This window comes from Burkholderia sp. Ac-20349 (genome assembly GCF_017104865.1).
In the GTDB taxonomy this organism is placed as follows: Bacteria; Pseudomonadota; Gammaproteobacteria; order Burkholderiales; family Burkholderiaceae; genus Burkholderia; species Burkholderia aenigmatica.
On the sequence record NZ_JAAGPM010000008.1, the window covers coordinates 84,020 to 98,166 of the forward strand.

A 14,147-nucleotide genomic window follows, 5' to 3' on the forward strand; every position below is an offset into this window, starting at 1 on the left:
TTATTTGCGTTTCGCGAATGGCGCGTTCGCCGGTTGTTCCATACCCGATTGGCGGCCTTGCACCTATCGTGGTGACGTCGGCTGACTGAATTCCGCGCCACGAACCGGAACGGCAGCCGCCACTTCCTCGCGATTCGCGTCGCACACAAAAGACATCGGACCTGGCTCATGCGCAGGCGCTCCGGCGCGCGCAGGCGAACCTGTGTCCACGGAGACGGACATGAAAGCAAACGAGTGGGATACCTCATACGAGTGGAAGGCGGTCACGCTGCTGGCGCTCGGCTTCGGGCTGGTCGGCCTCGATCGCTGGCTGATCGCGCCGCTGTTCCCGTCGATCATGAAGGACCTCAACCTGAACGCGCAGGACGTCGGCAACTGCATCGGCGTGCTCGGCCTGTCGTGGGGCATCTTCGCGGCGCTGATGGGCGGCATCTCCGACAAGATCGGCCGCAGGAAGGTGCTGATTCCGGCCATCGTCGCGTTCTCGCTGCTGTCGGGCTTCTCGGGGCTCGCGGGCGGGCTGCTCGGGCTGATGGCGATTCGCGGCCTGATGGGCGTGGCCGAAGGCTCGTTCTGCCCGACCAGCTTTGCCGCGACGGCCGACGCGTCGCATCCGCGGCGGCGCGGGCTGAACCTCGGCCTGCAGCAAAGCGGCTTCGCGCTGTTCGGGCTCGCGCTGTCGCCGATCATCGCGACGCAGCTGCTCGGCTTCGTGTCGTGGCGCTGGGTCTTTGCGCTCGTCGCCGTTCCCGGCCTGATCCTCGGCGCGATCATGTTCTTCGTCATCCGTGAGCCGAAGGTCACCAAGGCCGTTGCGTCGGAGCATGCGCCGGCGTCGCTCGGCCATGTGCTCAAGAGCCGCAACATCCTCGTGGCGATGGCCGCGCTGTGCTGCGCGATGACGGGCGTCTTCGTGCTCGGCGCGCTGCTGCCGCTGTACCTGACCGATTACCTGGCGCTCGGCACGCAGAAGATGGGCCTCGTCGTGTCGGCGATCGGCTTCGGCGGTTTTCTCGGGCAGTTCGGCTTGCCGGGCCTGTCCGACCTGGTCGGCCGCCGCCTCGCAAGCATCGTCGGCTTCGCGGGAACGGCCGTGATGCTCTACATTTTCCGCGGCCTCGGCCCGCAGCCGCTCGCGCTGTTCGGGGTCCTGTTCGTCGCGTCGTTCTTCACGCTCGGGCTGGTGTCGCTGCTGTCCGGCCCGGTGGCGACCGAGGCCGCGCCGATCGGGCTCGTGTCGACGTCGATTGGCGTGGTGGTCGGGGTCGGCGAGATCTTCGGCGGCGGCATCGCGCCGGCGCTGGGCGGCTACGTCGCCGCACACTTTGGCATCCAGAACATTCTGTGGCTGCCGATGTGCGCGGTCGTGCTGGGCATCGTGGTCAGCCTGCTGCTGAAGGAAACCGCGCCGGCCGTGCTGCAGCGTCGCGTGGCCGTGCAACCGGAACTGGCGGCCGGCGAGCAATCGCGGTAAGGCCCGCGCGGGCAGGGCGGTGCATGCGGGGGCCGATGTCCTCGCGATTGACATCGATTGGGGGACACAGTGACGCCTCCCGCATGACACAGCCCGATACACGCACAGGTAGACTGCCGGTTTCGCTGTCGAAAAAGGGCGCGGTATGGACCGGTTTCTGAGCATCGAGGCATTCGTCAGGGTGGCGGAGGCGAGCAGCTTCGCCGAGGCGGCGCGGCAGCTCGGCGTGACCAGTTCGGTCGTGACGAACCGCATCCAGCAGCTCGAGAAATTCGTCAACGCGCCGCTGTTCCATCGCAGCACGCGCCACGTGCGCCTGTCGGAAGTGGGCGAGGCGTTCTATCGCGAGTGCGCGGAGGTGGTGGGGCGCGTCAACGAGTTGACGGACCAGATGCGCGAGCTTCGCGCGACGCCGACCGGGCGGTTGCGCATCCAGGTGCTGCCCGGTTTCGCCCTCGATCACTTCGGTGCGCCGCTGATGGAATTCAACCGGCGCTACCCGGGCATCCAGCTCGACGTCATCGTCAACGACCGCGTCGTGGATCCTGTCGAAGAAGGGTTCGACATCGCGTTCCAGATCTTCCCGCCCATCTCCGAGTCGCTGATCGAACGGCGGCTGTTCACCGTCAGGCGCCTCTTTTGCGCGTCGCCCGCCTACCTCGACGCGCATGGTGCGCCACAACATCCGCGCGACCTGCTGCAGCACACCACGGCGCTCTATTCCGGCTATCCGTCGCGCAACCGCTGGACGATGACGCGTGGCGACGAGGTCGTCGAAATGGAGCTGCCGGGCATGATCCGCTCGAACTCCGTGCACCTGCTGCGCGAGTACGCGCTGTCGGGCGGCGGCGTCGTGTGCCTGCCCACGCTGGTGGCGAGCGACGCGCTCGTCGCCGGCCGGCTGGTGCCGATCCTGACCGACTTCCAGCTCGCGCCGCTGAGCTTTGCCGCGGTTTATCCCGCGACGCAGCGACAGGCGTTGAAGGTGAAGGCGCTCGTCGAATTCCTCGCGGAAACCATCGGCGACGAATCCCCGTGGGATCGTCCGCTTTTGGAGCGTGGCTGGGTGCGTTGAAGCGCGCGGATTATTCGCGAAACGCAAATGCCGTAGTCGTCGTCCCGTGCCTTGTTGCGGGGGTTCCTTGCCCCTAGAGTTGAATCCAACAAGCGGTTCAACTCAGGAGACAGAAATGACCGACACGGCATTCCACACCGTATTTGGCTCGCTCGACCATTACCGGAAGGGCGAGATCGAAATCACCAGCGGCAGCGCCCGCCACTACGCCTTCTCGAATGTCTTCGAGGTGGCATCGAAGTCGGCCCCTTATGAAAAGGTCGTCGCCGGCAAGAACCTCGAATACGTGATCGAAGTGCTGCGGACCGACGGCCAGTCGCCGTGGTTCGCCTGCGCGCACGACGAGTTCGTGATCCAGATGGATGGCGAAGTCCGGATCGAATTCATCAAGCTCGATACGCCGCCGACATCGGGGCGCGGCACCGTGAGCGCCGGCACCCAGCCGGCCGGCCGCAAGATGGGCTACGTCGTGCTGCGCCAAGGCCACCAGGCGCTGCTGCCGGCCGGCAGTGCGTACCGCTTCACCGCGAGCCAGCCGGGTGTCGCACTCGTGCAGACCGTCCTGGGCGAGCTGTCCGTGGAGAAGTGGGCCGACATCTGCCTGCACTGATTCGACCGACCTCATTCGACTATTCCAGGAGACACGTTATGGCCACCCTCGACACCCTCGACCTTTCCGCGGGCTTTGCCGCCGATCTGGTGCAAGCCACCGAAGCCGATGCCGTCACCGGCTACCGCCGCTTCCGGCTCGGTGAATTCGAATTCCAGCGCGACGAATATTTCGTGAAGATCTGCTGGCCCGCGAAAGGCCAGACGCGCACGCATGCGATGCCGGCGGACGCATTCCTGCGCGCGATGATGCGCGACGTGGCATGGGGCTTCTTCTACGGCTGGGTGAACTTCGACCACGTGTTCGGCACGCGCAATCACTACGGCAAGGTGGACATGTATGCGGGCACCTTCAACGGCATCCTGAAGGACGCCGGGGTCGACTACACCGAGACCTTCGACACGCCCACGATCATGGCGACCTTCAAGGCGATGCTGCACGACTGGACCAACGAAGGCTTCGACCCGTTCGCGGCGCCGGAGGAAACAGGCACGGCGTTCGGACGCAAGCACGGCGAAAACGGTTCGGCGATCGAGCGCACGCGTATCGCGACGCGCCGCATGCCGGGCCTCGAAGGCGATTCGCCGCTGCGTGACGACCTGCCGGTCAACCGCGCGTTCGTCGACGTCGCGCAGGACGAACCGGAAGTGCATGTCGAGCCGGGCTTCGAAGGCGAGCTGCACGCGTTCAACCTGTTCAAGTACCTGTCGCGCTCGGACGTGACGTGGAATCCGTCGGTCACGTCGGTGTGCGGGCGCAGCCTGTTCTGCCCGACCACCGAGGAATTCATCCTGCCGGTGTTCCACGGCAACGACCGTGTCGAATGGTTCCTGCAACTGTCCGACGAAATCGTGTGGGACATCGGCGACAAGAACACCGGCGCGCCGCGCGCACGCGTGACGATGCGCGCCGGCGACATCTGCGCGATGCCTGCCGACATCCGGCATCAGGGCTATTCCACGAAGCGGTCGATGCTGCTGGTCTGGGAAAACGCGACGCCCGACCTGCCGCAACGCTACGAGAGCGGCGAGCTCGCGCCGTATCCGATCGCGTTCTGAGCGGCGCGTCAGTTTCCGCTTCCGCTTCAAGCCATACACCGAGGACGATTCATGCAAACCCAACTCTTCATCGACGGGCGCTTCGTTGACGCCGTCGACCGCGGCACGATCGACGTGCTGAACCCGCACGACGGCTCCGTCATCACGAAGATCGCGGCGGCCACCGCGGCCGACGTCGATCTGGCCGTCGAAGCCGCGACGCGCGCGTTCCCCAAATGGTCGGCCCTGCCGGCCGCCGAACGCGGCCGGTTGCTGCTGCGCCTGGCCGACGCGATCGAGGCCAACGCCGACGAGCTGGCGCAGCTCGAATCGCTGGACACCGGCCACCCGATCCGCGATTCGCGCTCGCTCGACGTGCCGCGCACGGCCGCCTGCTTCCGCTACTTCGGCGGCATGGCCGACAAGCTGCAAGGCTCGGTGATTCCGGTCGAAACCGGCTTCCTGAACTACGTGCAGCGCGCGCCGATCGGCGTCGTCGGCCAGATCGTGCCGTGGAATTTTCCGCTGATGTTCACGAGCTGGAAGATGGGCCCGGCGCTCGCCGCCGGCAACACGGTGGTGCTCAAGCCGTCGGAAATCACGCCGCTGTCGACGCTGCGGATCGTCGAGCTGATGGCCGAGGTCGGGTTCCCCGCGGGTGTCGTCAACATCGTCCCCGGCTACGGGCATACGGCCGGCCAGCGGCTCGCCGAACATCCGGGCGTCGGCAAGATCGCGTTCACGGGATCGACGGCCACCGGCCGCCGGATCGTCGAAGCGTCGCAGGGCAACCTGAAGCGCGTGCAGCTCGAACTGGGCGGCAAGGGCGCCAACATCGTGTTCGACGATGCCGACCTCGACGCGGCCATCAACGGCGCCGCGTGGGCGATCTTCCACAACCAGGGGCAGGCGTGCATCGCCGGCTCGCGTTTGGTGCTGCACGAGCGCATCGCGGATGCGTTCCTCGAGCGCTTCGTCGCGTTGGCCGCGTCGATCCGCATCGGCAACCCGCTCGATGCGAACACCGAGATGGGGCCGCTGACGTCGAAGCAGCACCTCGATCGCGTGCTGTCGTTCGTCGACGTCGCGCGCGAGCAGGGCGGCCGCGTGCTCACGGGCGGCAGCGCGCCGCAGGATCCGGCGCTCGCCAACGGCTACTACGTGCGCCCGACGGTCATCGAGGCAAAGAGCGCGGCCGACCGCGTCGCGCAGGAAGAAGTGTTCGGCCCGTTCGTCACGGTGCTGCGCTTCGGCAGCGACGACGAAGCGCTGGCCATTGCCAACGCAACCGAATACGGGCTGGGCAGCGGCCTCTGGACCAAGGATCTCTCGCGGGCACACAAGATGGCATCGCAGATCAACGCGGGCATGTGCTGGATCAACTGCTACAAGCGCGTCAATCCGGGCAGCCCGTTCGGCGGCGTCGGCCAGTCGGGCTACGGCCGCGAGATGGGCTTCGAGGCGATGCACGACTACACGGAAGCGCGGTCGGTGTGGGTCAACGTCGACGGCAACGTGCCGCCGCACTTCAAGCGCTGAGGTTCGCCATGGATCGCTTCGTCTATCAGGGCACCCCTTCCCGCGTGGTGTTCGAATGGGGCGCGCTCGACAGGTTGCCGGACGAGCTGTCGACGCTCGGCGCCCGCCGCGCGCTGATCCTGTCCACGCCCGAGCAGCGGCCGCTCGCCGAGCGCGTGGAGGCGATCCTGGGTGAGCGGGCAGCCGGCATCTGTGCGCAGGCGGTCATGCACGTACCGATCGAGGTCGCGCACGCGGCGCGCGAGATGGCCGGCGAGCTCGACGCGGACTGCTGCGTCGCGATCGGCGGCGGGTCGACGATCGGGCTCGGCAAGGCCATTGCGCTCGAATCGGTGCTGCCGATCCTGGCTGTGCCGACGACGTATGCCGGCTCGGAGATGACGCCGATCTTCGGGCTCACGGAAGGCCGGCTGAAGCGCACCGGGCGCGACGCACGCGTGTTGCCGCGGACGGTGCTCTACGACCCGTCGCTGACGCTGTCGCTGCCGCCGGACATTTCGGCGGCATCGGGCATCAATGCGATGGCGCATGCCGTCGAGGCGCTCTATGCGGAAGACACGAACCCCGTGATCAGCCTGATGGCCGAAGAATCGATCCGCGCGCTCGGCGAAGCGCTGCCCGTGGTCGTGCGCGATCCGGGGAACCGCGAGGCGCGCAGCCGCGCACTGTACGGCGCCTGGCTCGCGGGAACCTGCCTGGGCGCGGTCGGCATGGCGCTGCACCACAAGCTGTGCCACACGCTCGGCGGCACCTTCAACCTGCCGCACGCGCAGACGCACGCGGCGATGCTGCCGCACACCGCGCACTACAACCACGCTGCCGCGCCCGATGCGCTGCGCCGCGTGGCGCGCGCATTGGGCGGGAACGACGCGGCCGAAGCCGGCCCGCTGCTGTTCGCGCTGAACGCGCAGCTCGGCATCGCGCCGGCGCTCGCCGACCTCGGGATGCCCGAGGCGGGCCTCGACGAAGCGGCCGACCTTGCGTGCCGCAATCCGTATGCGAATCCGCGGCCGATCGAACGCCCGGCGATTCGCGCGCTGCTTCAGCACGCATGGGAAGGGCGCGCGCCGCAATGAACGGCCCGACGCGTCAACGGAGACAGAGATGAGCCATGACCCCCATGACGACAACGCCAGGCTGACCGGGCAGGTCGTCGCCAGCTTCGACGGCACGCCGAGCCCGCGCCTGCGCGCGCTGATGCAGAGCCTCGTGCGGCATCTTCACGCGTTCGTCCGCGAAACGGAGCTGACGGAGGCGGAGTGGATGGCCGCGATCCGCTTCCTGACCGAGACCGGGAAGCGGTGCGACGACGCGGTGCGACAGGAGTTCATCCTGCTGTCGGATACGCTCGGCGTCTCGATGCTGGTCGATGCGATCAACCATCGCTTCGCGACCGGCGCAACGGAAACGACCGTGTTCGGTCCGTTCTACATCGAGGGGATGCCCGATCGCGCGTATGGCGAGAACATGGCGTGCACGCCAGGCGAGCCGGCGGTCGTGCGCGGCCGGGTGCTGACCACCGACGGCAAGCCGGTGGCGAACGCCGTGCTCGACGTGTGGCAGACGGCGGAAAACGGCATGTATTCCGGCCAGGATACGGCGCAACCGCACGGCAACCTGCGCGGCCGCTACCGCACCGACGCCGAAGGCCGCTACGCGATCACGACGATTCTGCCGATCAGCTATCCCATTCCGACCGACGGCCCGGTCGGGAAGATGCTCGAGGCCACCGGGCGTCATCCGTGGCGGCCCGCGCATCTGCACTTCATGATCGACGCGCCGGGCTGCCGTACGCTCGTGACGCACCTGTTCGACGAAGACGATCCCTATCTGAAGTCGGACGCCGTGTTCGGCGTGAAGCCGTCGTTGATGGGGGCGTATCGCCGGTGCGACGCGGACGACGCGCTCGCCCGTCAGTTTGGCCTGACCGGCCCGTATCGCGAAGTGACGTACGACTTCGTCCTCGACCGGAGCTGACTGTCATGGCGCGATTTTTCGCGGTGTTTGCAACGGACCAGCCGGGCATGCGCGACGTGCGCGATCGCGTGCGGCCGCGTCATCGGACTTACCTGCGCTCGGCCGACCAGCACGGCGTGGTGGTGCGGCTCGGCGGCCCGACGCTGGACCCGCACGGCGACGCGATGAACGGTACGCTGCTCGTCGTCGAGGCGGACGACATTCAGGCGGTGATGCAGTTCATTGGCAACGATCCGTATGTGAAGGAAGGGCTGTTCTCGCGCGTGGAAGTGCGGCCGTGGGACTGGAGCCTCGGTAATCCCGAGCAGCGAGTGTGAGACATGGACGCACGACAACTCTGCCGGTTTTCCGATGTGCCCGACGGCGGCGCGCGGGTCGTCGATGAAGCCTGCATCGGACGTCCGGTGATCGTGGTGCGACGCGGCGAGCAGGTATGGGCGTACGTGAATCGTTGCCCGCACTTCTCGGTGCCGCTCGATTTCGTACCGGGCAACGTGTCCTGTTACCGGTCGCAGGTATTGATGTGCGCCCATCACAGCGCGCTGTTCCGGTTCGACGATGGCGTGTGTATCGACGGGCCGTGTTCGGGATCGGCGCTGGAGGCCGTGGTTGTCGAGGTGGACTCCGCTGCGTGGATCATCTATCGGGGCGCTTGATTCGAGTGCTTCGATGCGTAGGGGCGGGGCCGGTCGACAAGACGGTAATCGTATTGATCAATCAGTAAGACTAATCATATTTCGGGTGCTGGTCAGTCAACTCCGGACACCGGAATGAAGGCGATTTCTTGTGGAGCATCAAGCGAGCACCTGCCACGTAGCGGGTGGCAGCCTCGCATTTTCATAAAAAAGACGGAGACGCAATGAAACTCAGGTTTGGAGCAGTGGCGATTCTCGCCGTGGCGCAGGGCGCATGGGCGCAAAGCAGCGTGACGATGTTCGGTCTGATCGACGCCGGCATCTCTTATGTCAGCAACGAGGGCGGCGGAAAGAACGCCAAGTTCGACGACGGCATCTACGCGCCCAATCTGTTCGGCTTCCGCGGTACGGAAGATCTCGGTGGCGGATATCGCGCGACCTTCGCGCTCGTGAACCAGTTCTCGATGGCGAACGGCAGCATCATCGGGACGGGGATTTTCGGGCGCAATGCGTACGTGGGCCTCGAAAGCGACCGGTTCGGCAGCATCACGCTGGGCAATCAGTACGACTTCATGGTCGATTCCCTGTTTTCAAAGAACAACGCGATTTCACGGGATATCTCGGGGCTGTACGGCTTCCGAAATGGCCCGTTCCAGCGCCTCGCGCTTCCCGGTAATCCGACCGGTGCATTCGATTGGGATCGCACGGCGGGCAGCAAGCCGATCGCGAATTCCATCAAGTACAGTTCGCCGACGGTGTCGGGTTTTTCCGGCGGCGCGATGTACGCGTTCGGTGGGGTGGCCGGATCAATCGGGGCGGACAATGCGGTCAGCGCAGGGCTGACCTACGACATGGGGCCGTTCGGTGTGGGCGCGGCCTATACGAACGAGAAATACGGTCCCGCCCCCGGCGTGCCGTCCACCAGCGTGCGCAACTGGGGCGTCGGGATGCACTACGACTTCGGTGTCGTGACCGCGGATGCGCTGATGACCACCGTACACAATTCCTTCAACGACGCCGGGGTGTGGATGGCCGAAGCGGGCGGGCTGTGGCACGTCAGGCCGGATGTCGTGCTGGGCGCGAAGTACATGTACATGAAGGGCAATGAAGCGGTGAACAACAACCACGCTCACCAGGTCAGCGTGGCGCTTCAGTACCTGTTCTCGAAGCGGACGATGGTGTATGTGTCGGCCGACTACCAGCGCGCGAACAACGGCGCGAATGCGCAGGTCAACGGCGTGCTGGATCCGAACGGGGCGTCGAGCTCCGCGAGCCAGACGGTGGCGCGGATCGGCTTGCATACGGTGTTCTGACGGGGCGGGCGGACCGGGCATCCCGTTCCGCCCCGCCTTGTGCCTTTGCGCTATCTGGCAGGCGCGGCGGCCGTCTTCGCGTTGTCCTGCGCTGCCGCCAGCGCCGCGTCGGCCGCTTGCGCGCGCTGGATCGCCGGACGCGCGAGGATGCGGTCGATGTACGCGCGCACCGTCGGCGTCTCGGGCATCAGCTTGAACAGCGTGATCCAGTTCAGCGCCGCGCCCCACAGTACGTCGACGGCCGTAAAGCGCTCGCCCAGCAGATAGGGCCCGTTGGACAGTTGCGCGCCGATCGTGTCGACGACGGTATCGAAGTCGCCGTAGGGCGACGTGGCGTACGGTGCGGGCGGGCGGTTCATCGAGCGATCGACGATGGCCGGCTCGAAACACGAACCGTAGAACACCATCCAGCGCAGATAGGGCCCGCGCAGCGCATCGCCTGCCGCCGGCGAGAGACCGGCTTCCGGATACAGCTCCGCCGCATACAGATAGACGGCGGCCTGTTCGGTGACGATCACGTCGCCGTGGCGCAGGGCGGGCACCTTGCCCATCGGGTTGGTGCGCAGATAGTCGGGGTCGTGATGCTTGCCGTCGGACAGGTCGAACGCGTGCAGTTCGTAATCGGCGTTCAGTTCTTCGAGCAGCATGCGGGCGCCGGCCGAGCGGCTGCGCGGCGCGTGGTAGAGGATCAGGTGACGGTCGGGTTGCATGGCGGGCTCCGGAATGCGGTCGGGGAGAGGGAACCCAATGTAGGACGTCCGGGCTCCGCCGTCTTGGAAAAATCCGCTGTGGCGGTGCATCATCGTGACATCGCCGCTATCGTCTACCGTCCACATCATGTCCGACTTGCGCAAGGTGACCGATACCCCGAAGGGCGTGGTCGGCCCACGGGCTGCCCGGCAGCGCTTCCGCCTGAATCGCTATTACCCGTGTGCGGAACTGGCCGGCGTGCTGGATCACCACTGGATCGTCGAATGGGATTTGCGCGACCAGCCGCCCCATGTGCAGCGCACGCTGCCATATCCGTGCGTGAACCTGGTGTTCGACCGGCGGCGCACGGGCATCTTCGGTGTGGTGTCCGGTGCGTTCGAAACCACGCTGGCCGATGCGGGGCGCGTGATCGGCGTGCGCTTCCGGCCCGGCGCCTTTCGTGCGTTCTTCGGCAAGCCCGTGCACTGGATGACCGACAAGGTGCTGCCGGTGTCGACGTTGTTGCGAGGTAGCGATTCGGAAGCCGAGGAGGCGGTGCTCGGTGCGCCGGACGACGCCGGCATGGTGTCGGCCGCGGAGTCGCTGCTGCTGCGGGTGCTGCCGCCGCCCGATCCGCAGGTCGAACGCATCCACGACATTCTGCAGATGCTGCAGCAGGATAGCGGTCTCACGCAGGTGCGTGACCTGGCCGAACGTGCCGGCCTGAGCGAGCGCACGCTGCAGCAGCTCTTTTCCGGCCATGTGGGCGTGACGCCGAAGTGGGTGATCTGTCGGTATCGGCTGCATGAGGCTGCGGACAAGCTCGCCAGCGGCGATGCGGTGGATCTGGCGGAGTTGGCGCATGCGCTCGGCTACTTCGACCAGGCGCATTTCACGCGCGACTTCCGCAAGCTGGTGGGCAAGGCGCCGGCCGAATACCGGCGGGACGACTCGCAGCAGTGAGGTCGCCCGGGCATCCGTGGGGGAACCTCGCCCTCATGTAAGATGCGCACAGCTTTACCCGGTCTTGAGAGGGGCCGGTTCTCGCGCAACAACGGCAATCAGCCGCACAACAACAAGGAAGCCACGAGATATGCCGGGGATTCCCGCTGAAGACTTTTCTGTCTGGCACACGATCCTGACCGTGGCCCGACATGCACCGTCGCCGCACAACGTTCAGCCGTGGCGCGTGCAATTGATCTCGGACGATTACGCCGAGTTGTTCATCGACGGCACGCGCACGCTGCCGAAGGAAGACACGACCGGTGCGTTCCTGTTGTCCGCGATGGGCATGTTCATCGACGCGATCGATCTGCTCGCGGCGCCGCACGGCTTGCGCGTCGAATGGCAACTGCATCGCCCGGTGCAGGCATTCGCGGCCATGCTGTCGCAGCCGACGCCGCCGGGGCTGATACCGTTCGCCGCGTTGCGGCTCGTCACCCAGGCGAACGCGGACGCATCGCGCGACGATCCGTCCGCGCTGATGCTGGCGCGCCGCACGTCGCGCGTTTCGATGGATCCGACACCGGTACCGGACGCGGCCGTCGCGCAACTGGCGACGCTCGCCGACGAATGGGGGCATCGATATACGCACCTGTCGGGTGCGGAACTGATCGAGCCGATCATCGCGACGAACATCGACGCCGTGTTCCATGACATGAACGTCGCGGACTACCACGACGAAATCACCGGCTGGTTTCGCTTCACCGACCGTTCGACGGCCCGGCACCGCGACGGCCTCGACTGGCGCTGCATGAACCTGTCGCGGGCGGAGTTCTGGATGTCCGCGCGTCTGTCGAAGGTCCTGACGTTCAAGCCGACGCGCTTCTATTTCAAGCGCCGCTATCGGTCGCAACTGGGCCACGTACCGGCGATCGGCGTGTTGAGTGGCGATTTCTTCAATCCGGAGAACGCGATCGAGTCGGGTCGCTTCCTGCTGCGCTTCTGGCTCGCGCTGACGAGCCTCGGCCTGTACCTGCATCCGTACGGCAACCTGGTCACGAACCCCGATGCCGCCGCGTGGTTCAGCGCGCATACCGGGGTCGACCGGGCCTGGCTCGTGTTCAAGGTCGGCTACTCGCGTACGCCGCCGCAGAGCCAACGCAGGGCGCTTGCCGACATCCTCGTCGATGCGCCGGTTCCGTTCCACTCGCCGAGATCCGCATGAACACGCTCATTCGCCTCTTTCTCGAAGCCGTCCTCTGGACGCTCTGGTTCCTTCGCCGCGTGATCAGCGTCGACGGACGTCTCTATGTATTCCTCAATGCGCCGATCTTTCAGCCCTATCTGGCCTATGTCGGCCGCATGCGCGCTCGCGTCGCGTTCCTCAAGGCGAGCACGTCGTGCCCCGCGTACATCGAGTTCCTGAAGGCCGAAGGCTACAAGGCCGGCGGCACATGGCGGCTGTCGGACCTGCCCGCCATGACCAAGGAGAACTACATCAAGCGCTATTCGATCGAGCAGCGCTGCTATGGCGGCGCGATTCCGAAGTCGGGCGTCGTCATCGACGAATCGTCGGGATCGACCGGCCAGCCGAACAACTGGGTGCGCAGCGCGGCCGAACGCAGCGACGTCAAGCGCATCCTGCAACTGAACTATCAGCTGGTGTTTCGCGACTCCGGCAAGATGTTGCTGAACTGCTTTGCGCTCGGGCCGTGGGCGACCGGCATGAACGTATCGATGTCGCTCGTCGACGTCGGCATCATGAAGTCGATCGGCCCGGACAAGGCCAAGCTGATCAACACGCTGAAACTGTTCGGGCCGAAGTACCAGTACCTGATCTTCGGCTACCCGCCGTTTATCCGCTCGGTGGTCGACGAATGCGACCTCGACCTGACGCCGTATCACATCGATTTCATCGTCGGCGGGGAAGGGTTGTCGGAAGCGTTGCGCGACCATCTGCTGCGCAAGGCGAGCACGGTGATCTCGTCGTATGGCGCATCGGACCTCGAGATCAACATCGGTGTCGAGACGCCGACGACGATCGGCTTGCGGCGTGCGCTGCTGAGTCGCCCCGAGTTGTGCCGCGAACTGTTCGGGCGCGATACGCCGCCGATGATCTTCCAGTACAACGCGCTCGATTACGTGATCGAGACGAATGACGACGGTGAACTGCTGGTGACCATCGGGCGGCAATCCGGCGCGGCGCCGAAGATCCGGTACAACATTCGCGATTCGGGTGGGACGTATAAATTCCGCGAGCTGAACAAGCGTCTGTCGTCACATGGCATGCGCCTGACGGACTTTGCGTCACGCACCAGCCATTTCCCGTTTCTGTTCGTGTACGGGCGCAACGATTCGAGCGTGCCGTTTTATGGCTCGAAAGTGTTCCCGTCGGATATCGAGCAGGTTCTGTCCGCTTCGCCGGTGCTGCATGACGCGATCAGCACGTTCCAGCTCGCGACGACCGAGGATGCGCAATTGACGAGCTTCCTGCATGTCCATCTCGAACGGGCTTCGGGGAATGGGGCGATGCAGCTCGACGATGCAGCGCTGCACGGCGAGGTGTTCGAAGGGATGAAGCGCGTGAATCAGGATTTTCGCGAGGTGTCGAGGTTGTTCGATTCGAAGCAGGTGATCGTGCATGTGCATGAGCACGATACGGGGCCGTTTCAGGGGCGGGATATTCGAATCAAGAACAAGTACATCGCGTGAGGGGTGGGGCGTGCCCTCGTGCAGCAGGTGATGCTGCACGAGGGTTTTCGTACCGTGAATCCTGAGGTGGTCGCGCGACGCCAGTTCGTGAGCTGTGCAGCCAAGTATCTTCGTCAAAAAAATAAACTTGATCCTCGGAGAGC

14 protein-coding genes are annotated in these 14,147 nt (G+C 65.6%); 13 read left to right on the forward strand and 1 reads right to left on the reverse strand.

What is annotated here, in order from left to right; genetic code table 11:
* Positions 1-220 precede the first annotated feature (220 nt).
* From G3N61_RS04640 to G3N61_RS04685, 10 genes are all read left to right on the forward strand, one after another.
* Entirely contained in the window at positions 221-1,474 is a 1,254-nt protein-coding gene (locus tag G3N61_RS04640; RefSeq protein WP_043178624.1) for an MFS transporter, read from the forward strand.
* Positions 1,475-1,619: 145 nt separating this feature from the next.
* Positions 1,620-2,549 carry a LysR family transcriptional regulator gene (locus tag G3N61_RS04645; RefSeq protein WP_043178622.1) on the forward strand — a complete coding sequence of 310 codons (930 nt, stop codon included), beginning with the start codon at positions 1,620-1,622 and terminating at the stop codon, positions 2,547-2,549.
* A gap of 115 nt (positions 2,550-2,664) precedes the next feature.
* Positions 2,665-3,159 carry a hydroxyquinol 1,2-dioxygenase gene (locus tag G3N61_RS04650; RefSeq protein WP_089453786.1) on the forward strand — a complete coding sequence of 165 codons (495 nt, stop codon included), beginning with the start codon at positions 2,665-2,667 and terminating at the stop codon, positions 3,157-3,159.
* Positions 3,160-3,197: 38 nt separating this feature from the next.
* Positions 3,198-4,217, forward strand: coding sequence for a hydroxyquinol 1,2-dioxygenase (locus G3N61_RS04655; protein WP_043178619.1), 1,020 nt, complete (start codon positions 3,198-3,200; stop codon positions 4,215-4,217).
* A gap of 51 nt (positions 4,218-4,268) precedes the next feature.
* Positions 4,269-5,735 (forward strand): aldehyde dehydrogenase family protein, encoded by a 1,467-nt coding sequence (locus tag G3N61_RS04660; protein ID WP_205821710.1) that lies wholly within the window; start codon positions 4,269-4,271, stop codon positions 5,733-5,735.
* A gap of 8 nt (positions 5,736-5,743) precedes the next feature.
* The gene (locus G3N61_RS04665; protein ID WP_205821711.1) at positions 5,744-6,811 is read left to right on the forward strand and encodes a maleylacetate reductase; all 1,068 of its coding nucleotides are present in this window, start codon (positions 5,744-5,746) and stop codon (positions 6,809-6,811) included.
* A 28-nt stretch (positions 6,812-6,839) separates the two neighbouring features.
* A complete protein-coding gene (locus G3N61_RS04670) occupies positions 6,840-7,712 on the forward strand; it encodes an intradiol ring-cleavage dioxygenase (RefSeq protein WP_205821712.1) in 873 nt (290 codons plus the stop codon).
* Positions 7,713-7,717: 5 nt separating this feature from the next.
* Positions 7,718-8,029 (forward strand): YciI family protein, encoded by a 312-nt coding sequence (locus tag G3N61_RS04675; protein ID WP_043178613.1) that lies wholly within the window; start codon positions 7,718-7,720, stop codon positions 8,027-8,029.
* A gap of 3 nt (positions 8,030-8,032) precedes the next feature.
* The gene (locus tag G3N61_RS04680) at positions 8,033-8,368 is read left to right on the forward strand and encodes a Rieske 2Fe-2S domain-containing protein (RefSeq protein ID WP_089453782.1); all 336 of its coding nucleotides are present in this window, start codon (positions 8,033-8,035) and stop codon (positions 8,366-8,368) included.
* Between the two features lie 203 nt (positions 8,369-8,571).
* The gene (locus G3N61_RS04685) at positions 8,572-9,660 is read left to right on the forward strand and encodes a porin (RefSeq protein WP_205821713.1); all 1,089 of its coding nucleotides are present in this window, start codon (positions 8,572-8,574) and stop codon (positions 9,658-9,660) included.
* A 50-nt stretch (positions 9,661-9,710) separates the two neighbouring features.
* Here G3N61_RS04685 and G3N61_RS04690 read toward each other — a convergent pair whose 3' ends face one another.
* Positions 9,711-10,370 carry a glutathione S-transferase family protein gene (locus tag G3N61_RS04690; RefSeq protein WP_205821714.1) on the reverse strand — a complete coding sequence of 220 codons (660 nt, stop codon included), beginning with the start codon at positions 10,368-10,370 and terminating at the stop codon, positions 9,711-9,713.
* A 127-nt stretch (positions 10,371-10,497) separates the two neighbouring features.
* Between G3N61_RS04690 and G3N61_RS04695 the strand changes: the two genes are divergently transcribed.
* Genes G3N61_RS04695 through G3N61_RS39430 form a run of 3 tightly spaced genes read left to right on the forward strand, consistent with a single transcriptional unit; the run spans position 10,498 to position 14,004 of the window.
* Complete coding sequence (locus G3N61_RS04695; protein WP_205821715.1) at positions 10,498-11,313, forward strand: helix-turn-helix domain-containing protein; 816 nt, start codon at positions 10,498-10,500, stop codon at positions 11,311-11,313.
* On the forward strand, positions 11,213-12,517 hold the full coding sequence (locus tag G3N61_RS04700) for a nitroreductase family protein (RefSeq protein ID WP_277405084.1): 1,305 nt from the start codon (positions 11,213-11,215) through the stop codon (positions 12,515-12,517). The genes G3N61_RS04695 and G3N61_RS04700 overlap by 101 nt, the downstream gene beginning before the upstream one ends.
* Positions 12,514-14,004, forward strand: a complete 1,491-nt coding sequence (locus G3N61_RS39430; protein ID WP_241017573.1) for a hypothetical protein — start codon at positions 12,514-12,516, stop codon at positions 14,002-14,004. The genes G3N61_RS04700 and G3N61_RS39430 overlap by 4 nt, the downstream gene beginning before the upstream one ends.
* Positions 14,005-14,147 lie beyond the last annotated feature (143 nt).